The sequence below is a fragment of the Nesterenkonia sp. K-15-9-6 genome, assembly GCF_052656005.1.
Genome location: NZ_JBQYEY010000003.1, coordinates 20,601 through 45,930, shown reverse-complemented (window position 1 = coordinate 45,930; position 25,330 = coordinate 20,601). Strand labels below are relative to the sequence as shown.

The following is a 25,330-nucleotide window of genomic DNA, read 5'->3' as shown; positions in this document are numbered from 1 at the left end:
CAGCAGTGCGCCTCGTCTCGTCCCCCACTCACCCGTCCTCACTCGACACCCGGCCCTCGCCACCCCAACAATCCAGGAGCCCTCGTGACGCACGCTTCAGTCTTCCCCCGGCCTCGCCAGCTCACTGAGCTCTCCGGTCCGGCCCCTGCCCCTCAGGCAGAGGTCCTCGTCACCCGTGACGCCGACCTACCGCCCCAGGGCTTCCGCCTGGAATACGCTGAGACGGTCCGCATCGCCTATTCCGACGCCGCCGGACTGCGCTATGCCCAACGGGCCCTCGACCAGCTGCGCGGCACCCCGGCGGACCAGCAGCAGGCCGTGCTGATCGAGGACTGGCCCGACATCCGCCGCCGCGGATTCATGCTCGACGTCAGTCGGGACCGTGTCCCGGAACGCTCGACGCTGCTGCGCCTGATCCACATCCTCTCCCTGGCCCGGTACAACCAGCTGGAGCTCTACACCGAGCACAGCTTCACGTACTCGGGGCACGAGGAGGTCTGGCAGGACGCCTCACCGCTGACTCCTGAGGATCTCCGCTGGCTCGACGACCTCTGCGCCGCACACGGCATCGAGCTGGTGCCCAACCAGAACACCTTCGGGCACTGGGAGCGTTGGCTGGCCCACGAGCGCTACCTCCCGCGGGCCGAGAACCAGGAACCCCAGGAGTTCGCCGGGCGCCTGCGCCCGCCGTCCACCCTGGCGCCCACAGAGGAGAACGCGGAGTTCGTCACCGAGCTGCTGGAGGAGCTGACGCCTCACTTCAGGTCGGATCGGCTCAACATCGGCGCTGACGAGACCTGGGAACTGGGCACCGGGGTCAGCCGCGAGCAGGCCTCACAGCAGGGGCTGGGCCAGGTCTTCCTGGACTACGTCGCCAGAGTCGCGGCCCCGTGGACCTCGCGGGGCCATCAGGTGGAGTTCTGGTCCGACATCCTGGGCAGCTACCCGGAGCTGATGGACCGGGTTCCGGAGGGCACCGTGCCTGTCGTCTGGCTCTATGACTCTCCGGATCACATCGCCACCGTGATCGACCACATGAGCGAGGCGGAGAGGGGCTTCAACGAGGCGCACGGCGTCGACACGGAGCAGCTGAGGAACTTCACCTCCCGCGCGCAGGCGCTCATCGACGCGGGCGTGCCGTTCTGGGTCGCGCCGGGCACGGGCAGCTGGCTGTCATTCATCGGGCGCCTGGACAATGCAGTGGGCAACATCATCGACGCCGTCGAGACCGCAGGGCGGAACATGGCGCCCGGCTTCCTCCTCACCAGCTGGGGAGACTGTGGACACTTCGACCCCCTGGTCGTGTCCTATGCGCCCATCCTCTTCGGCGGGGCGGCCAGCTGGCATCTGGAGAGCAACCGCGAGACCTCTGAGCTCCTGGGAGAGATTCTGGATCGGCACGTCTTCCAGGACCAGCAGGGCGTGCTGGGGCCGACCCTGGTCCGACTGGGCCGGGTCGCCGGGGAGCTCGACGCCGCCGTCGCCAATTCCAGCCCGTTGTTCCGTGCCGTGCAGCAGCCAGAAGCGCTGGAGGCGCACCAGGTGCCCTCCGCGGAGAGCCTGGATGCCGCGGCAGAGACGATCCACTCGGCGTTGGCCACCCTGAGCTCCTCACGTCCGGCGAGCCTCGAAGGCCCCGTGGTCCTCGAGGAGATCGCCCAGGCAGCTCGTTGGGCGCAGTTCGGCGTCGACGTGCTGCGCAGTGATCTCTTCCGCGGCGGGGCACTCCAGGACTCGGAGGACACCTCTGCGACCGCTCGCGACGAAGCTCGCAGACTTCTGGATCGCCTGGAGAAGCTCCTCGCGGAGCAGCGCAGAGTCTGGATGCTGTCCTCCCGACCGGGCGGTCTGGACGACAGCATGGACCGGTTCTCTTCTCTGCGGCGCCGGCTCGTCCGTCTCGCTCAGCTGCCGCAGCCGGCCCGTCAGGCGCGGACACTGTGACTCACGTAACGTGATACGATTCACAGCGGCGGGCTCCTCCTGGGAGTGGCCGGCCACTTCATAACACTTTTCACAACGGATCGTCGGGCACGTACCTGCCCGTGAAAGGGAAATATCACCATGGCCTCTGTGACCTATGACGCCGCGAGCCGGATCTACACCCCCGGTGCTCGCCCCGCCATCAATCAGCTCCAGCTGGACATCGCCGACGGCGAGTTCCTCGTCCTCGTGGGACCCTCCGGCTGCGGAAAGTCCACCGCACTCCGCATGCTCGCCGGCCTCGAGGAGGTCAACGAGGGCCGCATCCTGATCGGCGGTGAGGACGTCTCCCACGTCTCCCCCAAGGACCGCGACATCGCCATGGTCTTCCAGAACTACGCGCTGTACCCGCACATGTCGGTCGCAGAGAACATGGGCTTCGCTCTGAAGATCGCGGGCGTGTCCAAGGATGAGCGCGCCAAGCGCGTCAAGGATGCCGCGAAGCTGCTGGACCTCGAGCCCTACCTGGACCGCAAGCCGAAGGCCCTCTCCGGTGGTCAGCGTCAGCGTGTGGCCATGGGCCGCGCGATCGTCCGCTCCCCCAAGGTCTTCCTGATGGACGAGCCGCTGTCCAACCTGGACGCCAAGCTCCGCGTGCAGACCCGCACCCAGATCGCTGCCCTGACCCGCAAGCTCGCCGTCACCACCGTCTACGTGACTCACGACCAGGTCGAGGCCATGACCATGGGTGACCGCGTCTGCGTGCTCAAGGACGGCGTGCTCCAGCAGGTCGACTCCCCGCGCAACCTGTATGACACTCCCGCCAACGTGTTCGTCGCCGGGTTCATCGGCTCTCCGGCCATGAACCTCTTCCAGGTGGAGCACGACGGCGAGGCCCTCATCCTCGGCGGTGAGCGCTACGTGATCCCGGACGGGTCGCTGAAGAAGACCAGCAGCAACAAGGTCACCCTGGGTGTGCGCCCCGAGGACATCCACATCGACCCCGAGCACGGCATCGAGATGGTCGTGGACCTCACCGAGGAGCTCGGCGCAGACGCCCACATCTTCGGCTCGCCGGAGGGCCTCGAGTCCTTCCAGCCGCTGGTGGTCCGCGTGGACGGCCGTCGTCCTCCGCTCAAGGGCGACCACGTCAAGGTGGTCCCGCAGATGGACCACATCCACCTCTTCGACGCCGAGACGGGCCTGCGCCTCAACGGCGAGATCCCGGAGAACACCCCGCACGCGCAGCTGGCGGACGTCGAGGCACTCCAGGACGAAGAGGGCGAGTGAGCCCAGGCCGCTCCTGACCTGAACCACCGCTGAGGGCGGGTCCCGGATGATCCGGGGCCCGCCCTCAGCGCAGCTCACGGCCTGGTGGCGTCATCCCCTAGGCTGAGGCCATGAAACAGCTGCTCTCCGTGATCGTGACCATCATCCTGGTCATCGTCGCCATCCGTGTGGTCCTCTGGATCCTGGGTGCGGCGATGAGTCTGGCCGCCAACCTCATCTTCATCGCACTGATCGTCGCCGCCGTGATCTGGCTGATCCAAGCGGTGACATCCAAGCGCTGACAGACCCTGACCCTCAGCCCACCAGCTTCTCCAGCAGCGCCCTGGCCCCCTGCTCCCGCAGGATGGTCAGGGCTTCTGCATACGGGCGCGTGAAGGCATCGTGCGCCACCAGGTCCCCGAAGAGCTCCTCGTCGCGCAGGAAGGCGAGGAGGTCGTCGTCGTGCTGGGCGGCGGCGGCCATGACCCGCTCCCGCAGCCGGTCCACCACGGGCCATTCCTCCCCGTTCTCGCCCACCCCTTCGGCATAGCGGGCCCAGGAGGCGACGACGGCGGCGCAGGCGGTCACGTCCCGCCCGGCGGCGAGGTTCTCCCGGATCACCGGCACCATCCAGGTGGGGATGCGGTCCGAGGATTCGGCGGCCAGCCGGGCCAGGGTGTCCCGGACGTGTTCGTTGTCGAAGCGGGCGATGAGCTGGTCCTTGTACTGATCGAGGTCGATCCCGGGCACGTCGGGGACGGTCGGTGTCCCTTCGCCGTCCATGTAGTTCTCCCGCGTGAAGCGGACGAGCAGCTCGTCGCGGCAGGCCTCGTGGGCGTAGGTGTGGCCCAGCAGGAGCCCGAAGTAGGCGATCACCTGGTGGCTGCAGTTCAGCAGGCGCAGCTTCATCAGCTCATAGGGTTCGACGTCGTCGACCATCTGCACCCCTGCCTCCTCGAAGGCGGGGCGTCCGGCGGGGAAGCGGTCCTCCAGCACCCACTGCAGGAAGTCCTCGCTGACCACGGGCCAGGCGTCGTCGACGCCGAAGTCTTCAGCGACCATGGCGCGGTCCGCCTCGGTGGTCACCGGGGTGATCCGGTCCACCATGCAGTTGGGGAAGGCGACGTGCGCCTCGATCCAGGCGGCCAGGTCGGCGTCGCGCAGCCGGGCGAAGGCCAGGATCATGCGTTGCGCGAGGTCGCCGTTGCCGCGGATGTTGTCACAGCTGAGCACAGTGAACGGCTCCGCTCCTGCCTCCCGACGACGGCGCAGGGCCTCGACGATGAAGCCGAAGAGCGTCTCCGGGGCGTCACTGGCACCGCGGGCGAGATCCCGGGCCACCGCCGGGGTGTCGGCCAGGAACTCCCCGGTGCTGGGGTTGTAGTTGTATCCGCCCTCCGTGACGGTCAGCGAGACGATGCGGATGTCCCTGTCGGTCATCCGCGCCAGGACCGCCTCGGGGTCGTCGGGGGCGTAGAGGTACTCGGCGAGGGCGCCGATGACCCTGGCGTCGCGCGAGCCGTCAGGCGCGGTGGAGACCAGGGTGTAGAGCCCATCCTGGGAGGTCAGCGCATCACGCATCCGCACGTCGCCGGGCAGCAGCCCCACCCCGCAGATCGCCCAGTCGGCGGCGTGCCCGGCAGTGAAGAGCCGATCCAGGTACAGGGCCTGGTGTGCGCGATGGAATCCCCCGACGCCGAAGTGGACGATCCCGACCCGACGGTCCTGCAGCGGATATCCGGGAGTGTGGAGCACTTCCCCGGAGGGCGTCTCGCGACCCAGGTCGGCGACAGTGCGGGCGGACAGAGGCGTGGCATCGGTCATGACGTTCCTTCAGAGACGGGAGGTCGATGTGACCGCCACCATATCAAATGAGTGATATTGACTGCTCATGTGAGCGCAGGAGCGCACTCACCATGGGGGACAGCGGGCCGGCAGTTTCATGCACACCCCTTGAATGTGCCGAGGAAGCGACACGACACTGAGTCTCACAGGAATGGAGAGAAGATCCATGCACAAGCGCACGGCCATTGCAGCGAGAGTGGGCACTGCATCTCTCGTGCTGTCCTCCCCTGCTCACGCGGCTGACGCAGGTTTCAGCCCTCTTCACCAGCCCACCAGCACATGGAGCTCCGAGATCGAACAGCCCGTTCGATGAACCAGAATCCTCGTGTCGTCGCTGCCGCCCTCAACGCTGTCGGCTCGGCGCACCGCTTCTGGCATGGACCTCCTTCGGTCCCACCCAGTATCAGCTCCCCGCTATAGCCTACGGCGCGGTCTGACTGAGCATTCTCGTCATCGCCGGACTGGCTGCGTGGATCTCTCGCCGACCTGAGGATCCGATTCACCCGCCCATCACACCTCTGCCGAAGGCAGCGCGCTCCTCAGCCCCACGTGGTGATCCACGAGCCCCTGTGGCACCGGCACATGAGACATCAGGATCACGCTGCGGGAGCCGTCACTCGTCCCCGATCCTGCCGCCGCCCCGAGCAGATCCCGGATGAGCTGGTCCCCCAGCTCGGGGTCCACGTGTGCGGTGGGTTCGTCCAGCACCAGCACCTCCGCCCGGGAGAGCAGCCCGCGGGCCACCGCGATGCGCTGCGCCTGACCGCCGGAGACCAGCGCTCCCTCGCGGCCCACCCGGGTGTCCAGACCGTCACGGGCACGCGCCCACTCCCCCAGGCCGACGGCCTCCAGAACCTCCCAGAGCTGGCTGTCAGCACACCCCTCCGGCCCCTCGGGATGGGCGAAGCTCAGATTGGCCCGCACCGTCGCGTCGAACAGGTGCGCCCTCTGCTCGATCAGGCACACCCGACGCCGCACCGCGGCCGGAGACAGCTCACGGATCTCCACACCGTCCAGCCGGCATGAGCCCTCATGCTCCAGCAGCCGCACCAGCGCCTGCGCGAGCGCCGACTTCCCTGACCCGCTGGGGCCGGTGACCAGCGCCCGCTCCCCGGGCGCCAGCCGCAGATCCACCGGCCCCGCCGTCGCCACCTGCTGGCCCGGCCAGCGGACAGTGACCCCGCGAAGCTCCAGCAGGACGCCGACGGCGGGGGGCGCACCAGCCACAGCCACCGCACCGTCGTCGTCGCCGTCGTCGTCGCCGTCGTCGGCCGGGATCTCCTCCGGCCGGGACTGCTCGGTGAGCTCCGCGATGCGCGCCGCCGAGGCGCGCACCCGCCGTCGGGCGGACCAGGCGGCCGGCACCGCGGCCGCGACCTCGAAGACCGCCAGCGGCACCAAGGCCAGCACCGCCAGCACCGGGCCGTCCACCGTTCCGGGACTGAGCACGAACTCCGGCCCCAAAGGAGCGCTGGGCTGCAGCCCCGGGACGGCCAGCAGCAGCATCGCCAGTACGGCGGCACCCGTCAGCCCGGTCAGCACCGCGGAGACGACGCCGGCACCAGCAGAGGCGCGCAGCTCGGCGGTCCGCAGCGTCGCGTCGGCCCGCTCCACCCGTCGGATATGCTCGTCGGCGGCACCGTAGGCCAACAGCACCTCCACATCGGTGGCCAGATCCGCGACCTCATCGGCCAGCTGCCCCCGCAGCGCGGCGGTGCGCCGCTCCGCGGACCCGCTGATCCGGGCGTTGAGCCAGGTCCCGGCCACCAGGGCGAGCGCCAGCAGCACTGCGAGCGCCGCTGCGGCCGACGGGGAGAACCACGCCAGCCCGGCCAGGGTCGCCAGGACCACCACGGCGGAGGAGGCCAGCGGCTGGATGACGCGGGTGGGCAGGTCGAGCAGCTGGTCCACATCGCGGACCAGCCGGGAGAGCAGGTCCCCGCGTCCGCGGTCGGCCAGACCGGCCGGGGCCAGCGGCATCAGCCGTTCCACCAGGCCGACTCTCAGCGTGCTCAGCGTGCGGAAGGCGGCGTCGTGGGAGCTCAGCCGCTCCAGGTAGCGGAAGAACGCCCGGGACAGGGCGAAGGCCCGCACGCCCACCACCAGCAGACCCAGGTAGAGGATGGGCGGCTGCTCGGCGGCCCGCGTGATCAGGTACGCCGAGAGCCCCAGCAGCAGCACCGCGCTGAGTCCGGACAGCGCCCCCAGCGCCACACCGGGCGCCAGGCTGCGCCACCTGGGACGGGCCAGGGCGAGAATGCTCATCGCAGCGCCTCCTGCCGCGCGTCGGTGAGCCGATGCACGGCATCGGCGGCCTCCAGCACAGCGGGCCGGTGGCTGATCACCAGGACGATGCGTCCGGCGTCGGCCTCGGCCCGCAGCAGGTCGATCAGCAGCCGCTCCGCATCCTCGTCCAGGGCGGCGGTGGGCTCGTCCAACAGCAGCACCGGGCAGCGCCGGACCCGGGCCCGGTGGACCGCCCGGGCCACCGCCACGCGGTGCGCCTGTCCGCCCGAGAGCCCGCTGCCGTGGACTCCGAGGCGATGGTCCAGGGACAGGCCGTCCAGCCCGAGCGCGTCGAGGATCTCTCGAGCCTGGGCACGGTCCGGGCCCCGCTCACCGAGGGCGATGTTCTCCCCCACCGTGCCCGCCCGCAGGCCGTGACGCTGACCGGTCCAGGCGACGTCGTCACGGCTGGGCCGCCGCTCGGTGCCGTCCACCGCGCGCAGGGTGATCTCCCCGGTGTGGTCCACCAGGCCGACGACGGCGGCTGCCAGCGTGGACTTCCCCGCCCCCGACGGTCCGGCGAGCGCGGTGATCCGGCCCGATTCGGCAGTGAGGCTCACGCGGTCGAGGCGGAGAGTCTCACCGCGCCCCACCTGGACGTCCCGGCATACCAGCGCCGCAGCAGGCGGCGGCCCCTCGCCCGAGACTGGCTCGGCATCGACCCCCGGCTCGGCCCGCCGCTCGGCCTCCAGCAGCGCGAAGACCTCCTCGGCGGCGGCGATGCCGTCGGCGGCCGCGTGATACTGGGCGCCGACCTGCCGCAGCGGCGCGTAGGCCTCCGGGACGATGAGCAGCACGAACAGACCCACGAAGAGCCCCAGCTCGCCGTCGATCAGCCGCACACCCACCGAGACCGCCACCAGCGCCACCGAGAGGCTGGCGGCCAGCTCCAGCACGAACCCGGAGAGGAAGCTGACCCGCAGCACCCGCATCGTGGCGCCGCGATGCTGGTCGGTGAGCCGACGCAGGTTCTGCCGCTGCCGGTGCTGCCGGTTGAAGATCTTCAGCGTGGCGAGCCCCTCCACCAGGTCCAGATAGGCGGTGCCCAGGCGGTCCAGTCGGCGGCGCTGCTGCTGCTGCGCGGACTGGGTGGACCAGCCCACCAGCACCATGAACACCGGCACCAGCGGCATGGTCAGCGCCACGATCACCGCCGTGGTCAGATCCTGGGTGGCCAGCACGCCCAGCAGGATCGGCACCGCCAGGACGGTGAGCACCAGCTGCGGCAGGTACCGCGAGAAGTAGGAGTCCAGGGCGTCCAGCCCGGAGCCCAGCACGGTGACCGCCTGAGCCGGGCCAGCTGAGCCGCCGCCAGCGGAGCCGCCGCCGTCGTGGCGCCCGTGCACCAGCGCCTCTGCGGCCTGACGGCGCAGCTGGGACTTCACCCGTGCCGCCGCCCGCGCCGCCACCGCCTCCATCGCCCAGGAGACCCCCGCGCGAGCGAGCGTCACCACCGCCAAGCCGCCCAGCAGCGGGGCCACCGAGACCAGCAGCGCCCTGCCCGAGGACGGGTCGGCCACCACCAGCTGCTCGGGCACCCAGTCCCCGGGCAGCACCCCGACGGCGGCGATCACCGTGGTCAGCACCCCCGCCAACAGTCCGGCGAAGGCCAGCACCAGCAGCACCTGGGTCAGCCCCAGCGCCACGGCCAGCACCAGGAACCCGCGGGCGGCGCGGGCGTGACGGAGCAGGCGGGGGTCCAGAGGCTTCATGGCACTCGTCTCCCGGCCCTCAGTGCGCCCCAGCGGGGATGTGGTCGCGCGTCAGGCGCCGGCGGAACACCCAGTAGGTCCAGATCTGATAGCCGATCACCAGCGGGGTGACCACCAGGGCCACCCAGAACATCACGGTGAGCGTGTAATCGGTGGAGCTGGCGTTGACGATGGTCAGCCCGCCCTCCCCGGAGGTGGACGGCAGCACATGCGGGAACAGGGACAGGAACAGCGTCACCACGGCCAGCCCGACCGTAGCCGCCATCGCGCCGAAGGCCAGGCCCTCACGGCCGACGGCGTTGGCCACCAGGGCGGCCACCATCGCCAGGGCCGCACCGACGGCGGCCATCAGGGCCGGCAGCGGCTGCCCCGAGAAGGTCTCCAGGTTCAGCGTCCACGCCAGGAACGCGACGGCGGCCACCGCCGCGGGCACCCCGGCGACCGCCGCGAGCCGACGCGCCCGCCCGCGGATGTCGCCGTCGGTCTTCAGCGCGATGAACACTGCTCCGTGGACCAGGCACAGCAGGGTCAGGGTGACCCCGCCCAGCACGGCATACGGGGTGATCAGGTCCAGCAGGGACGCGGTGACGTTGTGGCCGGCGTCCATGGGCAGCCCGCGGACCACGTTGGCGAAGATCAGGCCCCACAGGAAGGCAGGCAGCACCGAGCCGATGATGATCATCCGGTCGAAGGCCTGCGTCCACTGCGGGTGCTTGCGCTGATGCCGGTACTCGAAGCTCACCCCGCGGGCGATCAGCGCCAGCAGGATCAGCAGCAGCGGCAGGTAGAACCCGGAGAACAGGGAGGCGTACCACTCGGGGAAGGCGGCGAAGAGCACCGCCCCGGCCACGATCACCCAGGTCTCGTTGAGGTCCCAGACCGGCCCGATGGTGTTGATCATGACCCGGCGGTCGGTGTCGTCGCGTCCCAGCAGCGGCAGGGACATGCCCACGCCGAAGTCGAAGCCGTCGAGCACGAAGTAGCCGACGAAGAAGAACGCGACCAGCACGAACCAGATCGTGGGGAGGTCGAACTGCGCGGGGTTCAGCAGGGCGAGGTCCATGGCGGGCTCCTGATCAGTACACGACGGCGAGGTCGTCGGAATCGGCGTCGACGTCGTCGTCCAGCTCGGGCGGACCCTCCTGGGCGGCCTTGAGGATGAGCTTGAACTCGACGACGGCGAGAATCCCGTAGATGAGCGTGAAGGCGGCCAGGGAGATCGCCACGTCCAGGCCGGAGACGTTCGGGGACACGGCGGCCTCGGTCTTCATCAGCCCGAAGACGATCCATGGCTGGCGGCCCATCTCGGTGAAGATCCAGCCCACCAGGGAGGCGAGCAGCGGCAGCGGGGCGGCCCAGATGAAGATCCGCCACATCAGCTGCTCCTGACGGGCCGGCAGCTGCCGGGCGTTCTTCCGGGTCAGCCACAGTCCCACCAGGGAGATCAGGGCGGAGACCGCCCCAAGCCCGATCATCCAGCGGAAGGCCCAGTAGGTGACCCAGATCAGCGGGGTGTAGTCGCCGGGGCCGAACTGGGCGACGTACTGGGCCTGCAGATCGTTGATGCCCTCGACCTCGCCGTCGAGCGTGTGGGTGGACAGCAGGGAGAGCAGGTACGGGATGCGGATGGAGAACAGCTCGGAGGCGCCGTCGGGAGTGCCGAGCGTGAAGATCGAGAAGCTCGCCGCGTTCGTGGTCTCGTAGAGCCCCTCCGCGGCGGCCATCTTCATGGGCTGGGCGTCCACCATCGCCAGGGACAGCTGATCCCCGGAGACCCCGACGCCCAGGAAGGCCAGCACATTGGCCCAGAGCCCGGTCTTCAGCGCCGGGCGCATCGTCTCTGTGTGCTGGCCGCGGCGCAGGTGCCAGGCGGCGACGGCGATCATCACCGTGGCGGCGAACATGATGGCCGCGAAGATCGTGTGTGGGAAGGCCGCCAGCACCACCGGGTTGCTGAGCACCTCCCAGAGGCTGGTGAGCTCGGCGCGTCCCCGCTCCATGTTGAAGGTGTAGCCGACCGGGTTCTGCATGAAGGCGTTGGCGGCCAGGATGAAGTAGGCCGAGAGCGTGCTGGCGATGAACACGGTCCAGATGCAGGCCAGATGCGCCAGCCGGGGGATGCGGCCCCAGCCGAAGATCCACAGGCCGATGAAGGTCGCCTCGAAGAAGAACGCGGCCAGACCCTCGATGGCCAGCGGGGCGCCGAAGACGTCTCCGACGAAGCGCGAGTACTCGGACCAGTTCATGCCGAACTGGAACTCCTGGACGATGCCGGTGACCACGCCCATGGCGAAGTTGATCAGGAAGATCTTGCCGAACAGCTTGGTCAGCTTCAGGTACTTGACGTCGTCGGTGCGGTGCCAGGCCGTCTGCATGATGGCGGCCATCAGCGCCATCCCGATGGTCAGCGGGACGAACAGGAAGTGATAGAGCGTGGTCAGTCCGAACTGCCAGCGCGCCAGGGACAGGGGGTCGAAGAGTTCTTCCACGGGGCACTCACCAGGGCTCTTGAGAAGGGCCGCGTCACGCGCAGGCAGTGCCGACGTCGGCGCTCAGCGCCGGGCCGGACCGGCCGTCGTGGCGTGGAGGGAGCCGTCCTCGCGACCCGCCTCCCTGTGAATTCTACAGCGTGTAGAAAACTTTTCTACAACTTGTAGAAGTATGACCTTGGCGGCTCAGGAGCTCAGCCCAGGGCGTCCAGCTGCTCAGCCGCCAGCAGGTCCATCAGCTGATCCGCCAGCTCCGCGGAGATCACCAAGTCATCCACGAAGCCGCCGCGTGCCGCGGCCAGCACCGCCTCCGGATACCCGACCGCGGGCGCGACGGCGAGCACCCGCGTGCGGCGCAGCTGGGCCGGCGTCACCCCGATCACCCGCTCCTCCATGCCGGTGCGCGCCACCCGACCCTGGGCGTCCAACAGGATGCCCGAGCACTCGGCGATCGCCCCGGCGTCGCGCGCCCGCTGCTTCTCCTCATCGCTGACTCGGGCCCAGACCGTGGAGATCCCCGCATCCCAGGCACCGATGGCGATCACCGCGACGTCGAGCTCATCAGCCGCATCCAAGGCGGAGCGCACCTCCGAGGAGGCGCGCAGGGCTGCGGCCACTTCGGGGGACTCCACGATCAGCGGAGTCGGCAGCGGCCAGACCTGGCCACCGGCCCGCGCCCCCAGCCGGTGCACCAGGGCGGCCGAGTCCCCCGTGGTGGAGCCCGGCGCGCTGACCGGCCCCACCAGCTGGACGACGTCGACCTTGGGCAGCTCCCCGAGATGCTCGGACAGGTGCATCAGCGTCCTGGACCAGGCCACACCCAGGCGGGCGTCGTCGTGGAGCCGACGCGGCAGCAGGTCGGCGACCTGGCGAGCCAGCGCCGAGCGCAGAGTCTCATCTGAGCGCTGCGCCACCACGGTGACGGTGGAGACCCCCAGGGCGCGGGCGAGATCGTCATGCTCGGCGCCGGCGTCGGACGGGTTGACGATCGTGATGCGCACTATCCCCTCATCCCGCGCCTGGTCCAGCAGACGGGCGATCTGGAAGCGCGAGAGCTCGTGGCGGCGAGCCATCTCCACCTTCGAGAGCCCCTCCAGGTAGTACTCCGTGGCGAGCTCGGCCAGGAGCCCCAGATGGCTCCGCTCGGACTGCGGATCGGTGGTCATCATGCCTCCCATGCTTGCTCATTCGAGCATATATGACTAAAGTCACGTATCACATGAGCGCTAGATCACACTCATATGAGCGCACCCATCGAATCTCTCGCGAGGAACAGACTCCATGACACCCCACGCGACATCCCCCACCGCCGTCCCGGCTGAACCACGGGGCGGGCCCCGCCCCAGCCGCCGCGCGCTCCTCGGAGCAGGACTCGGCGCCGGCCTCACCGCCGCCACGTTCGGCCTCAACAGCTGCGCCACCACCCGGTCCTCCGCGGGCACCCGGGAGAGCATCGTCGTCGCCATCGTCTCCAACCCGCAGATGCAGGACGCGATGGGGCTGATCGACCACTTCCGTGCCGCCCACCCCGACGTCGACGTCCGCTTCGTCTCCCTGCCGGAGAACGAGGCCCGGGCCAAGATCACCGCCTCAGTGGCCTCCGGAGGCGGCGAGTTCGACGTCGTGATGATCTCCAACTACGAGACCCCCATGTGGGCCGCCAACGGCTGGCTCACCGACCTCGACCCCTACATCGCGGAGACCGACCGCTACGACGCCGACGACTTCATCCCCACCATCAAGGAGGCGCTCTCCCACGAGGGCCGCCAGTACTCGGTGCCCTTCTACGGGGAGAGCTCCTTCCTGGTCTACCGCCGAGACCTCTTCCAGCAGGCCGGACTCCAGATGCCCCGGCAGCCCACCTGGGACCAGGTCCGCGAGTTCGCCGCCGCCCTCCATGCCCCCGAGGACGGCGTCTCCGGCATCGCCCTGCGCGGGCTGGCCGGATGGGGCGAGGTCCTGGCCCCGCTGAACACCGTGATCAACACCTTCGGGGGCCGCTGGTTCGACCCGGACTGGCGCCCCATGCTCGACACCCCCGAGGTCGAGGCGGCCGTGAGCACCTACGTGGACACCGTCCGCACCTGGGGACAGCCCGGGGCCGCCACCTCCGGATTCGGCGACTGCCTCACCCGCGTCAGCCAGGGCGACGCCGCCATGTGGTACGACGCCTCCTCCATGGTCTCCGGCATCGAGAACCCGGCCTCCTCCACCGTGGTGGGCGACGTCGACTACGCCCTGGCCCCCGTGGTGGAGACCGACGACGCCGGCTGGCTCTACGCCTGGAGCCTCGCCATTCCGGAGACCAGCCGCCACAAGCAGGCCGCCTGGGACTTCATCGCCTGGATGACCCACCCCGACTACTTCCGGCTCGTGGGCGAGGAGCTCAGCTGGGAGGCGCTGCCGCCCGGTTCACGGCTGTCCACCTATGAGATCCCCGAGTACGCCGAGCTCGCCGAGAACTACGCCGAACCCACCCTGCACTCCATGGACCGCGCCACCCAGGAGAACTGCATGGTCCACGAAGTCCCCTATCCGGGGCTGCAGTTCGTCGGCATCCCCGAGTTCCAGGACCTCGGCACCCGAGTCGGCCAGCAGATCTCCGCGGCCGTGGCCGGACGGCAGAGCGTCGCCGACGCCCTGCGCCAGTCCCAGACCTTCGCCGAATCCGTCGCCCGCACCTACGGATGGGAGGGATGAGCCATGAGCGTCCCCACTGACACCCGCACCGACACCTCCAGCACGTCGCGCCCCGGAGCCTCGTCAGGCCGGTCAGGTGCGGCAGGACACGACCACCGCACCGCCCGCGCCGCCGCACGGGCCGAGGCTCGCCGGCGTCGGCTCCCTCTGCTGCCGGCCCTGCTGTTCGTCATCGTCTGCACTCAGGTGCCGTTCCTGCTGACCATCTGGTACTCGCTGCGCTCCCGGAACCTGCTGCGCCCCGAAGGCGACCAGTTCGTGGGCCTGCAGAACTTCGCCGACCTCTTCATCGACTCCACGTTCCGCACCGCGGCGCTGAACTCCGTGCTCATCACCCTGGGCTGTGTGGCCGTCTCCGTGCTGCTCGGGCTCGGCCTCGCCCTGCTGTTGGACCGCGAGTTCGCCGGACGCGGCGTGGTGCGCACCCTGCTGATCACCCCGTTCCTCATCATGCCGGTGGCCGGAGCCATGCTGTGGAGCATCTCCCTGTTCAACCCCACCTACGGCCTGGTGAACTGGCTGATCGGACTCATCGGGCTCGGTCCGGTGGACTGGACCTCCCAGCACCCGATCTTCTCCATCCTGGTGGCGCTGGTCTGGCAGTGGACCCCGTTCATGATGCTGCTCCTGCTGGCCGGGCTGCAGTCCCAGTCCAAGCACGTCCTCGAAGCCGCCTCCATCGACGGCGCCGGGCCGCTGAAGACCTTCCTGTTCGTCACCCTGCCGCACCTGCGGTTCTACCTGGAGCTCTCCGTGCTGCTGGGGGCGATCTACGTGGTCAACACCTTCGACCACATCTACCTGATGACCGCAGGCGGGCCCGGCACCGCGAGCGCGAACCTGCCCTTCTACATCTACCAGCGGGCCTTCCTCGGCTTCGACATCGGCCAGTCCGCCGCCATGGGTGTGGTCACCGTGATCGCCACCATCGTCATCTCCCTGCTGGCCCTGCGGCTGATCTTCCGCGGCATCAACTCCAAGGAGCAGTCATGACCGTCGTCGCCGAGACCACGACCGCAGGCCGGACCCGGGCCGGGCGGCACGCCGTCGTCGGGAAGCTGCTGACCGGGCTGGCCTGGTTCGCGGCGTTCATCTTCTTCGCCCCGGTGCTGTGGATGCTGCTGACCAGCATCAAGCAGGAGTCCGACGCCGCCTCCTCGCCTCCGAGCTTCCTGTTCAGCCCGACCCTGGACCAGTACCGGGCCGTCTTCACCTCCGAGGCCGGGGCGTACTTCCTGAACTCGGTGATCGCCACCGCAGTGTCCACCCTGCTGGTGCTGGCCCTGGCTGTGCCGGCCGCCTATGCGCTGAGCATCCGGCCGGTGAAGCGCACCCAGGACGTGCTGTTCTTCTTCATCTCCACCAAGATGCTGCCGGTGGTCGCGGTGATCATGCCGATCTACGTGATCGCCGGGCAGATCCGGATGCTGGACAACATCGTCACGCTGATCATCCTCTACACGGCCATGAACCTGCCGATCGCGGTGTGGATGATGCGTTCCTTCTTCCTGGAGGTGCCCGGCGAGGTGCTCGAGGCGGCCTCCATGGACGGCGCCTCCCTGATGCTGACGATGCGCCGGGTGCTGATCCCCATGGTGAGCCCCGGCATCGCCGCCACCGCCCTGATCTGCGTGATCTTCGCCTGGAACGAGTTCTTCTTCGCCCTGAACCTCACCGCTGCGAACGCCGCCACCGTGCCGATCTACCTGATGAGCACCATGACCTCGGAGGGGCAGTTCCTCGCCCAGCTCTCCGCGGCCTCGGTGCTGGCCTCGCTGCCGGTGGTGCTGGCCGGCTGGTTCGCCCAGAAGCAGCTGGTCCGCGGCCTGTCGATGGGCGCCGTGAAATGAGCCGACCGCGCTCCGCAGCCCCGACGTCCGCCCCCTCCCCCTCAGGCAGAGAGGACCCCACGATGACCCCCACCATGCGTGCCGCCGTGCTGCAGGCCCCCGGCGAGATCACCGTGGAGGAGCGGCCCGTCCCGCTCCCGAACCCCGGGGACGTGCTGGTGCGGGTCACCGCCGTAGGCATCTGCGGCTCCGACGTCCACTACTACCGGGAGGGGAGGATCGGGCCCTTCGTGGTGGAGGAGCCGCTGGTGCTCGGCCATGAGAGCGCCGGCGTCGTGGCCGCCGTCGGGGACGGCGTGGACGCCTCCCGGATCGGCGAGCGGGTCTCGGTGGAGCCGCAGCGCATCGACTGGTCCTCCGCCCAGGCCCGCGCCGGGCGGTACAACCTGGACCCGCAGGTGCAGTTCTTCGCCACCCCGCCCGTGGACGGTGCGTTCGCCGAGTACGTGACGATCCCGGCGATGTTCGCCCACCGGCTGCCGGAGGGGATCTCCGACGAGGCCGGCGCCCTGCTGGAGCCGCTGTCGGTGGCGGTGGCCGCTGCGCGGAAGTCCCGCCTCGGCGTCGGGGATCACGTGCTGGTCACCGGGGCCGGCCCCATCGGGCTGATCCTCACCCAGGTGGCCCGGGCCCTCGGAGCCGCCGAAGTGACGGTGACCGATGTGTCCCCAGAGCGGCTGAGCCTGGCCGAGGCGCACGGGGCGACCGCCGCACTCGACGCCGGCACGGACCTGTCCGGGCTGGGGGCCGACGTGCTGCTGGAGGCCTCCGGGGCGCCGTCGGCGATCCACGCGGGACTGCGCGCACTGGGCCCGGCCGGGCGCGCGGTGCTGATCGGCATGGGGGCCGATGACGTGACCATCCCGCTGTCCGCGGTGCAGAACCGGGAGCTGGAGGTCACCGGGGTGTTCCGCTACGCCAACACCTGGCCGACCGCGATCGAACTGGTGCGCTCCGGCCGCGTGGACCTGGACCGGCTCATCACGGGACGCTTCAGCCTGGAACAGACCGCCGAGGCGCTCGAGGCCGCAGCCGACCCGCGCACGCTGAAGGCGATCGTGCACCCGTCCTGATGCGTTGCCTCTGCGGTTTGGGCCCTTTTGAGCCCGCATCACGCCTGAAAAGGGCCCAAACCGCGGAGACAACGCTCACGAGCGAGCCGGATCCGCTCCACCACTCGGACGAACCCCTCTCGGAGATCCTCGGAGTTCGCCAGGATGACGGTCCACCCGGCACGCTCGAACGCATGGTTCCGGCGCTGGTCGCGGGCCTGCTGAGCCGCGCTGAAGTGCGTACCGCCGTCGTACTGGATGACGATCTTCAGCTCTGGGTAGCCGAGGTCGCCCGGGTAGGGGCTCCCCGGCGTGGGGCGCACCTGAAGCATCGGCTCAGGCAGGCCCGTGTCCTGGATCGCCAGCCGCAGCAGCGTCTCCGGCCGCGAATCCGCCCCTACTCGGACTCTCTCGACGGCCCGACGCCCCTTCACGATGCCCTTGGTCTTCCTGTGCGCCGCCACGAGATCCGCCAGGGATTCTCGAGTCTCCCACGGCTGATCGCGCCCCTCGAGTTCCGGGTACGGACTCCGGACGAGCTGATCTCCGAGGGCGACCAGTTCGCGCTCCGGGAGACGACCCATCAGGTCGAAGAAGATCCGTGCGGGACGGCTGACCCACAGGGCGCCGTGCCGAACGACTTCACCCTCTTCGGCGACCACCATGTGCGGAACGAGTCCGGCCACTCGCTCCGCCCCCGTCGAATGCCCCCGTCGGCTGAGATGGACGATGTCTGGCTCATCGGCCCAAGACGGCAGGTGAAGTCCGAAGATGCGTGCCGCTGTCGAATGACTGAACCACGTGGATCGGTATTCCTCCTGCACCGTCTTCAGCAGCCGAAACCACTCGGGGCTCCCAGCGTCAGGGATCGGAGCCGTCAGAGGCTCGATGTCGGCAGAGCCGACCCATTCATACAGTCCACGGCCCACGCGTCGCATGTCTCGGGCACGAAGCCGCTTCGGAGGGACCCCCAGCGCTTCGGCCTGACGTCTAGAGAAGACACCGTCTCGCAGCTGCGGGGGCAGAGGACGCGGCGTCGTCATGGCTCTCAGCCTGCCCGATCACGCCGCCCCGTGTCCGCCGCCGTGGGCACCCTGTGGAAAACTGCTTTCCGACCAGATTGCCTCCGCGGTTTGGGCCCTTATGAGCCCGCATGAGACCTGAAAAGGGCCCAAACCGCGGAGGCAACGCAGGCGCAGCAGGGGAGGGCTACTCCTGGGAGAGGCCCGCCGCGGGCTGGGTCCTCCCCAGAGCGCGAGCCGGCAGCGCGGAGGCGACGACGGCGGCGGCCAGCGCCGCTGCGGCGATCAGCCCCAACCGGCCCCAGGGGACCGCGAGCGCGACACCCATGACGTCCTCGGCCACCAGGGAGGTCACCCCGGCCCAGCCGAAGAACACGCCCAGGCCGCCGCCGAGCAGCAGCGCGACCACAGCCATGAGCACCGCCTCGGTGGACACCAGACGACGCACCCCGCCGCGGCTCAGGCCCAGCGCCCGCAGAAGGGCGGCCTCGCGGCGCCGCTCGAACACCGAGAGCGCCAGCGTGTTGGACACCCCGATCACTGCGACCACCACGGAGGCGGCCAGCAGCACCAGCACCACCAGCAGCACCGTGTCGATCACTCCGGAGATCGAGGCCCGGGACAGGGCCGCCTCCACCGTGGCCGGTGTCTCCTCCCCCGCCACATCGGTGAGCGTGCCGCTGACCTGCATCACCTCATCCACCGTGGCGGTGTCGCTGAAGCGCATCCAGGTCTGCCCCTCGGCCTCCTGCAGATCCCAGCCGGCGGCGGAGCTGACCACCACGGTGCCGGGGGGCAGCCATCCGGCCATCTCGCCCTGGACCTGCAGCGGCTCCTCGCCGGCGGCCTTCAGCGTCACCGTCGCCGTCTCGCCCCACTGCGCCACCGGCTGCTCGCCTTCGTAGAAGGAGGCCGAGAGCAGGGCCTGTCCCGGCTCGGGCAGCAGGTCGTCCCGCCGCGCGATCTCGGCCACCGTCTCGGTGGAGGCGGCCACCACCTGGGCCGGGGCCTCCGTGCCGTCCTCAGCGGTCACCTCGGCAGGCTCCCCCGGCACCGTGGCGGAGCCGGTCACGGCGTCTTCGGCGTCCACCGCGGCGCCGACGTCCGTGGAGGCCACCGCGGCGTCCACCGGGTAGCGGTCGGCCTGCTCCTCATCCAGGGAACGCTGCGCGGTGGCGGCCCCCACCGTCATGGTGACCACCAGGGTGACACCGATCAGCAGCGCCGAGGTGGTGGTGGTCAGTCGCCCCGGCGTCTGCCGGGCGTTCTGCGCCACCAGCCGGGGCACCTCTCCGCCAGTGATCCGTGCCAGCAGCAGCCCCAGACCGCGCACCACGGCGGGCACGATCGCCCGAGCCGCGAGCAGCACGCCCAGGAACCCGAGTGTTGCACCGGCCACCCCCAGCAGCGGGCTGGTCAGCGCCGCCGCGGCCGCCACCGATCCCAGGCCCAGCACCGCCAGCACGGCGCCGATCGTGGTCCGCACCCGCGGCACCCCACCCTCGGCGGGGGCGACGTCCGCGGGCCGCAGCGCCTGCATGGGTGAGGTCCGTCCGGCCCGCAGCGCGGGGAACAGGCTGGCCGCAGCCGTCACCACGGTGCCCAGCGCGAGACCCACGACGACGGCGACGGCGGTGAGACGCACCGACGCGAAGTCCTCCAGCCACAGCGCCTGGGCCGCGGTGCCGAGCCCATAGGCGGCCCCGTAGCCCAGCACGACGCCGACGGCGGAGCCGACGACGCCGAGCAGCGCGCCTTCGGTGAGGGTCGCCTGCTTCAGCTGTCGGGCGGTGGCGCCCACGGCGCGCAGCAGCGCCAGCGTGGACATCCGGGAGGCCACCAGGACCCCGAAGGTGTTGGTGATGACCAGACCGGCCACGAAGACGGCGATCGCACCGAAGCCCAGCCCGATGGTCACCAGGATGTCGCTGGTGCCGGAGAGGTCCTCCAGCCAGGCCTCCACGATTTCCTCATGCGTGAGCACCGAGGCCTCAGGGGCGAGCTCCAGGATCTGATCCTGGACGATCCGCTGGGCGCCGGCATCTCCATGCAGCGTGTCAGCCAGCACCACCCGGATGGACTCCGGGAAGGCCTCCTCCGGGAAGGCATCCATGCCGGCGGACGAGACGAAGGCGGATCCGGCGCGCTGGATGCCGCTGATCAGGCCCACCACGGTGTAGGGATCCCCGGCGTCGCCGGTTGCGGGATCCTCAGGTGTCACAGCATCGCCCACCGTGAGGCCATAGGCGTCGGCAAACTGCTCCGTGACGGTGATCTCATCGGCCGCCTCGGCCGCCCGTCCCTCGGGGAAATCCACCGGCAGATGCTCGGGCAGCTCGGAGACGCCCAGGAAGCCGTCCCGGCCCCCGATCTCGGCCGGGGCGAAGGCGCTGCGGATCAGCTGGGCATCCCCGACGTCGTCGAGGTCCTGGACCTGTTCGGCCAGGGCCGCGGGCGCCTCCGGGTCGTCCACCAGGCCTGAGACCTCCACCATCAGGTCCGCCCCGGCGGCCTCCGCCTCCGCCTGGGACTCCATCGTGCGGCTGAAGGCGTCGACCATCAGCAGCGAGGTGACCACGAAGGCCACCGCCACGGCGATGGCGGCACCCGCCGCGAACAGCCGGGTGCCGCCGGAGCGCAGGTTCGCGCGCAGCACGGGGTTCATCGGCCCACCTCGATCATCGCGGCGGCCAGCTGCTCGGCGGTGGGCGCCTCCAGGGTGTCCACCAGCCGCCCGTCGGCCAGCAGGACGGTCCGGTCGGCGCGTGCGGCGGCGCCGGCGTCGTGGGTGACCATGATGACGGTCTGGCCGAACTCGTCGACGGCGGCGCGCAGCAGGTCCAGCACCTCCGCCCCGGCGGCCTGGTCCAGGTTGCCGGTGGGCTCGTCGGCGAAGATCACGTCCGGGCGGGAGACCAGCGCGCGGGCCACGGCCACGCGCTGCTGCTGGCCGCCGGAGAGCTCGAAGGGCCGGTGGTGGAGTCGCCCGGTCAGACCCAGTCGCTCGACCACCAGCTCCACGAAGGACCGGTCCACACTGGTGCGCCCCAGGCGGGAGGGCAGCAGGATGTTCTCCTCGGCGGTCATCGAGGGAACCAGGTTGTAGGCCTGGAAGATGAATCCGATGCGCTCCCGGCGCACACGGGTCAGTCGCCGGTCGTCCAGTCCGGTGAGCTCCACGTCGCCGACGATCACACTGCCGCCGTCGGGGGCGTCGAGTCCGGCCAGCACGTGCATCAGGGTGGACTTCCCGGATCCTGAGGGGCCCATCACGGCGGTGAATCGGGCGGCGGGGATCTCCAGGCTGAGGCGCTTCAGCGGACGGACGGCGGCGTCCCCCGTGCCGTAGGTCTTGATAAGGTCGGTCGCCTTCACGGCGACGGCAGATGTGTGCGTCATGGGATCCACGGTACGGTCGCCCCAGGTCAGCTCACATCGGAGCAGAGGATGGTCTCGGCCTCATCCTGCAGGATGAGAGATCAGTGGCCCACCAGCCCGGAGTCGTAGGCGAAGACCACCGCCTGCACCCGGTCCCGGACCTCCAGCTTGGTCAGCACATGCCCCACATGGGTCTTCACGGTGGCCTCGGAGAGGAACAGGCGGCGGGCGATCTCCGCATTGGAGTCGCCGGTGGCCATCTCCTGGAGGATCTCGGCCTCCCGGGCGGTCAGCGACTCGAGCTTGGCCTGCTGGGCGGCGGTGGGCTGCCGCCGTCGGGAGCCCAGCAGGGTGGTCTCCAGCAGCCGCCGGGTGGTGGTGGGCGCGATGACCGCTCCCCCGGTGGTCACGGTGCGGATGGAGTCCAGCAGGATCTCCGGCTGGACGTCCTTGAGCAGGAACCCCGAGGCACCGGCGCGCAGCGCTTCGACGGCGTACTCGTCAGTGTCGAAGGTGGTGAGCACGATGATCTTCGGTGCCTGCTCCCCGGAGGCAGTGATCCTGCGGGTGGCCCCGAGCCCGTCGAGCACCGGCATGCGGATGTCCATGAGCACGACGTCGGGGGCATGTGCGGCGACGGCGTCGAGGGCCTGCTGGCCGTCGCCGGCCTGGGCGACCACGTGCATGTCGGGCTGGGAGTCGATGACCATGGCGAACCCGGCGCGCAGCAGCGCCTGGTCGTCGGCCAGCAGCACCGACGTGGAAGTGGTGGACATCAGGACTCCTTCTCGGTGGTGAGCGGAATGCGGGCGACGACGTCGAAGCCGCCGGCGTGCGCGCGGGTCTGGACGTCTCCGCCGTGGAGTCGGGCCCGTTCGGCCATCCCCAGCAGTCCGGACCCGGCGCCGTCGCCCTCAGCCCGGGCGCCCCGGCCGGTGTCGCGCACCTCGACCACCAGCCAGCCGTCCTCGGCGGAGAGCGTGACCTCGGCGGTGGCGCCGGGTCCGCCGTGCTTCAGGGTGTTCGTCAGAGCCTCCTGGATGATCCGGTGCACCGCCAGCGCGGCCCCCTCGGCGAGCGGGGGCCCGCCGGGCAGGGTCTCGGCCACGCGGTCGGTGAACGTCACCTCTAGGCCGGCGGCGCGGACGTCAGCGATCATCCGCTCCAGGTCCTCCAGCCCCGGGGCCGGCTGCACCAGCAGGGATTCGCGCTCCTCGCGCAGCACTCCCAGCATGCGGCGCATCTCGGTCAGCGCCTCCCGGCCGGTGCGCCCGATGGTCTCGAAGGCGCCGGCGGCGGCCTGCGGGTCCTGGGCCACCACGTAGCGTCCGCCGTCGGCCTGGGCGATCATCACGGACATCGAGTGGCTGACGACGTCGTGCATCTCCCGGGCGATGCGCATCCGTTCGGCGTCCGCGGCCAGCCGGGTCTCGTGGTCGCGTTCGCGCTCCAGCAGCTCGTTGCGCTCGGTGATGGCGGCGATCTCCCGACGACGGCGCCCCGCCAGGTCGCCCAGCAGCCAGGCCACCATGGCGACGGCGGCGGCGAAGCCGGTCATCAGCAGCACCACGAAGAGGGTCTCCAGGCGGATCGCGTAGGCCGGGAGCACCAGGAGCTGCTGGACGAGCGCGTAGAGCCCCAGCAGGACCGCCCCGGCCAGCGCCACTCCCAGGTAGAGCCGTGAGGCCCGGCGGCTGCCGAACTTGGCCACCGAGTACAGCACGAACGGCACGGTGAAGGCGCTGAAGCCGGGGCCCACCAGGGTGAGGATCTGCCCCAGCGCCCCGAGGGCGATCAGCCCGGCGGCCCAGGCAGGCCTCATCCGGCGCACCGTCAGCGGCAGGATGGTCAGCAGGTCCAGCGCGAGGACCAGCCCCCAAGGGGCGGGGCCGCCGAAGAACGTGTACCCCTGGTTCTGGGCCGCCGAGAGCACGGACAGCAGCGTCAGCGGCAGCGCGATGAGGCCGCCGTCGATGATCCACGGGCGCTGGGTCAGCCCCTGACCGAGACGGACGTGCCAGGGGTCGGGCAGCGTGTCGTCACGGGCCGCCGACATCTCCGGCCTCCCCCGCGTCCTCCGCGGCGTCCTCTGGCGTCTCCGCCCCGCGCTGGGGCCAGAGCGACCGTTCCCGCATGACGGCGGCCAGCGCCTCGGCGTCGTCAGTCATCAGACCGTCCACGCCCATGTCGAGGAGTCGGTGCATCTCCACCGGGTCGTCCACCACCCACACGTGCACCTGCAGCCCGGCCCGATGGCAGCGACGCAGGAAGCCGGGGGTGACCACGCGGACGGGTCCCTGCTTCACGGGCACCTGGAGGCAGTCGACGTCGGCGGCGCGGCCGGCGATCGCCCGGGTGAGCCCCAGCGGACCGAGGAAGACGAACAGTGCGGTGGAGGCCCACCCGGCGGAGGAGGCCACCGGGCGGGTGAACCGCTGGACGGTGCGCCGTCGTCGGGCGTCGTGGAAGCTGGCCACCAACACCCGGTCGTGGGCCTGGTGCTCCTCCACGATCCGCACGAACTCGGCGACCGACTCCGCGTCCTTGAGGTCCACGTTGAGGTGGACGTCGTCCCATGCGGTGAGCAGGTCCTCGAAACGGACCAGCCGGGCGTCGGCGTCTCCGGCGCGGCCGGCGGGTCCCACGCGCAGGCGGGAGAGCTCGTCCCAGGTCTTCTCGCGGAGCTTCCCGGTGCCGTCCGTGACGCGGTCGAGGGACTCGTCGTGGAAGACCACCAGGGTGCCGCAGGCGGCGGTGCGGACGTCGATCTCCAGATAGCGGTAGCCGAGCGCCACGGCCCGCCGGAAGGCGCCCATGGTGTTCTCCCGCGTCGGGTCGGCTCCGCGGTGTGCGAAGGCGAGGACGCGTCCCTGCAGGGGGCCGGGTTCGGTGTTCAGGAGGTACCGCACAGGACACCGTCTCCGCCGTCGAGCAGGTCCTCCAGCACCTGCGCGACGCCGTCCTCGTCGCAGTCGGCGGTCAGGTGCTGGGCCGCTGAGCGCGCCATGGGGTGGCCCGAGCCGACCGCCCAGGAGGTGCCGGCCCACTGCAGCATCTCGATGTCATTGGGCATGTCCCCGAAGGCGATGACCTGGTCTCGAGTGATGCCTTCGGCGGCGGCGAAGCGCCGCAGCGCGGCCGCCTTGTCCACGCCCTTCGCGGAGAGCTCCAGCAGGCTGACCCCGGGGGCCGAATGGGTGACCGTGACCAGCGCGCCGGCCTTCGCCCGGACCGCCTCCAGGAAGGCGTCGGCGTCCATGACGGTGGTCTTGGCCAGCAGCTTCACCACGCCGGAGCCTTCTCCGGCTTCGGGCCTGTCCGCGGAGAGGGTCTCCTCCAGAGGCCCGAGGCTGAGCATGTCGTCGGTGACGCCGGCGGCCCGCCGACGGTCCTCCTCGAAGAACAGGGAGTCCACCAGGAAGGGCGGTTCGGCGTGGACCTTCTGCAGGGTCTCCGCGGCGAAGCTGGCCTCCGGGTCGATCTGCCGGATCTGCTCCTGCACGGTGAACACGATGTCCTGATCGATGGGGTCCTGGCGCAGCAGCCGGTCCTCGGCGAGGTCATAGACCACCGCCCCGTTCGAGCAGATCACCGGGCCGATGCCGCCGAGCGCGTCGGCCACGGGCTTGAGCCAGCGCACGGGACGGCCGGTCACCAGCACCACACGCACCCCGGCGGCCCGGGCGGCGCGGAAGGCCGCCACGGTGCGTTCGGTGACCACTCCGGTCTGCGCGGAGGCGTAGCTGAGGATGGTGCCGTCGATGTCGCTGGCGATCAGCCGGGTCCGCTCCAGCGTGGTCACCG

20 protein-coding genes are annotated in these 25,330 nt (G+C 70.4%); 7 read left to right on the top strand and 13 right to left on the bottom strand.

The window, feature by feature from the left end; translation table 11 throughout:
• The first annotated feature begins 84 nt into the window (after positions 1-84).
• From SD455_RS02540 to SD455_RS02530, 3 genes are all read left to right on the top strand, one after another.
• Positions 85-1,944, top strand: coding sequence for a beta-N-acetylhexosaminidase (locus tag SD455_RS02540; protein WP_445507152.1), 1,860 nt, complete (start codon positions 85-87; stop codon positions 1,942-1,944).
• A 120-nt stretch (positions 1,945-2,064) separates the two neighbouring features.
• Positions 2,065-3,213: an ABC transporter ATP-binding protein gene (locus tag SD455_RS02535; RefSeq protein WP_070159702.1), complete on the top strand. Its 1,149-nt coding sequence runs from the start codon at positions 2,065-2,067 to the stop codon at positions 3,211-3,213.
• 110 nt (positions 3,214-3,323) lie between these two features.
• Complete coding sequence (locus tag SD455_RS02530) at positions 3,324-3,494, top strand: hypothetical protein (RefSeq protein ID WP_170922658.1); 171 nt, start codon at positions 3,324-3,326, stop codon at positions 3,492-3,494.
• A gap of 13 nt (positions 3,495-3,507) precedes the next feature.
• Here SD455_RS02530 and SD455_RS02525 read toward each other — a convergent pair whose 3' ends face one another.
• The 6 genes from SD455_RS02525 to SD455_RS02500 all read right to left on the bottom strand — a co-directional run bounded on the left by SD455_RS02525 (position 3,508) and on the right by SD455_RS02500 (position 12,693).
• Positions 3,508-5,016: a mannitol dehydrogenase family protein gene (locus SD455_RS02525; RefSeq protein ID WP_070159700.1), complete on the bottom strand. Its 1,509-nt coding sequence runs from the start codon at positions 5,014-5,016 to the stop codon at positions 3,508-3,510.
• 531 nt (positions 5,017-5,547) lie between these two features.
• On the bottom strand, positions 5,548-7,302 hold the full coding sequence (cydC, locus tag SD455_RS02520) for a thiol reductant ABC exporter subunit CydC (protein WP_445507151.1): 1,755 nt from the start codon (positions 7,300-7,302) through the stop codon (positions 5,548-5,550).
• The gene (gene cydD, locus SD455_RS02515) at positions 7,299-9,035 is read right to left on the bottom strand and encodes a thiol reductant ABC exporter subunit CydD (RefSeq protein ID WP_445507150.1); all 1,737 of its coding nucleotides are present in this window, start codon (positions 9,033-9,035) and stop codon (positions 7,299-7,301) included. Before cydD ends, cydC begins: the two co-directional genes overlap by 4 nt.
• 19 nt (positions 9,036-9,054) lie before the next feature.
• Positions 9,055-10,098 carry a cytochrome d ubiquinol oxidase subunit II gene (cydB, locus tag SD455_RS02510; RefSeq protein ID WP_445507149.1) on the bottom strand — a complete coding sequence of 348 codons (1,044 nt, stop codon included), beginning with the start codon at positions 10,096-10,098 and terminating at the stop codon, positions 9,055-9,057.
• Positions 10,099-10,111: 13 nt separating this feature from the next.
• Positions 10,112-11,524, bottom strand: a complete 1,413-nt coding sequence (locus SD455_RS02505) for a cytochrome ubiquinol oxidase subunit I (protein WP_344685197.1) — start codon at positions 11,522-11,524, stop codon at positions 10,112-10,114.
• 194 nt (positions 11,525-11,718) lie between these two features.
• On the bottom strand, positions 11,719-12,693 hold the full coding sequence (locus tag SD455_RS02500) for a sugar-binding transcriptional regulator (protein WP_445507148.1): 975 nt from the start codon (positions 12,691-12,693) through the stop codon (positions 11,719-11,721).
• Positions 12,694-12,805: 112 nt separating this feature from the next.
• On the opposite strand from SD455_RS02500, the gene SD455_RS02495 reads away from it, so the two are divergent.
• From SD455_RS02495 to SD455_RS02480, 4 genes are all read left to right on the top strand, one after another.
• Positions 12,806-14,224, top strand: a complete 1,419-nt coding sequence (locus SD455_RS02495) for an ABC transporter substrate-binding protein (RefSeq protein WP_445507147.1) — start codon at positions 12,806-12,808, stop codon at positions 14,222-14,224.
• 3 nt (positions 14,225-14,227) lie between these two features.
• Complete coding sequence (locus SD455_RS02490) at positions 14,228-15,217, top strand: carbohydrate ABC transporter permease (protein WP_445507146.1); 990 nt, start codon at positions 14,228-14,230, stop codon at positions 15,215-15,217.
• Positions 15,214-16,074: a carbohydrate ABC transporter permease gene (locus SD455_RS02485; RefSeq protein WP_445507145.1), complete on the top strand. Its 861-nt coding sequence runs from the start codon at positions 15,214-15,216 to the stop codon at positions 16,072-16,074. The genes SD455_RS02490 and SD455_RS02485 overlap by 4 nt, the downstream gene beginning before the upstream one ends.
• A 62-nt stretch (positions 16,075-16,136) precedes the next feature.
• A complete protein-coding gene (locus SD455_RS02480) occupies positions 16,137-17,147 on the top strand; it encodes an NAD(P)-dependent alcohol dehydrogenase (RefSeq protein ID WP_445507144.1) in 1,011 nt (336 codons plus the stop codon).
• Between the two features lie 38 nt (positions 17,148-17,185).
• Here the strand turns inward: SD455_RS02480 and SD455_RS02475 are convergent, their stop codons facing one another.
• The 7 genes from SD455_RS02475 to SD455_RS02445 all read right to left on the bottom strand — a co-directional run bounded on the left by SD455_RS02475 (position 17,186) and on the right by SD455_RS02445 (position 25,328).
• Positions 17,186-17,812, bottom strand: a complete 627-nt coding sequence (locus SD455_RS02475; RefSeq protein ID WP_139827833.1) for an endonuclease domain-containing protein — start codon at positions 17,810-17,812, stop codon at positions 17,186-17,188.
• A 523-nt stretch (positions 17,813-18,335) separates the two neighbouring features.
• Positions 18,336-20,813, bottom strand: a complete 2,478-nt coding sequence (locus SD455_RS02470) for an FtsX-like permease family protein (RefSeq protein ID WP_445507143.1) — start codon at positions 20,811-20,813, stop codon at positions 18,336-18,338.
• Positions 20,810-21,547 (bottom strand): ABC transporter ATP-binding protein, encoded by a 738-nt coding sequence (locus tag SD455_RS02465; protein WP_445507142.1) that lies wholly within the window; start codon positions 21,545-21,547, stop codon positions 20,810-20,812. The genes SD455_RS02470 and SD455_RS02465 overlap by 4 nt, the downstream gene beginning before the upstream one ends.
• Before the next feature lie 80 nt (positions 21,548-21,627).
• Positions 21,628-22,302 (bottom strand): response regulator, encoded by a 675-nt coding sequence (locus tag SD455_RS02460; protein ID WP_445507141.1) that lies wholly within the window; start codon positions 22,300-22,302, stop codon positions 21,628-21,630.
• Complete coding sequence (locus SD455_RS02455) at positions 22,302-23,582, bottom strand: sensor histidine kinase (RefSeq protein ID WP_445507140.1); 1,281 nt, start codon at positions 23,580-23,582, stop codon at positions 22,302-22,304. The genes SD455_RS02460 and SD455_RS02455 overlap by 1 nt, the downstream gene beginning before the upstream one ends.
• Positions 23,566-24,435 carry a glycerophosphodiester phosphodiesterase gene (locus SD455_RS02450; RefSeq protein WP_445507139.1) on the bottom strand — a complete coding sequence of 290 codons (870 nt, stop codon included), beginning with the start codon at positions 24,433-24,435 and terminating at the stop codon, positions 23,566-23,568. Before SD455_RS02450 ends, SD455_RS02455 begins: the two co-directional genes overlap by 17 nt.
• A complete protein-coding gene (locus SD455_RS02445) occupies positions 24,420-25,328 on the bottom strand; it encodes a Cof-type HAD-IIB family hydrolase (protein ID WP_445507138.1) in 909 nt (302 codons plus the stop codon). Before SD455_RS02445 ends, SD455_RS02450 begins: the two co-directional genes overlap by 16 nt.
• Positions 25,329-25,330 lie beyond the last annotated feature (2 nt).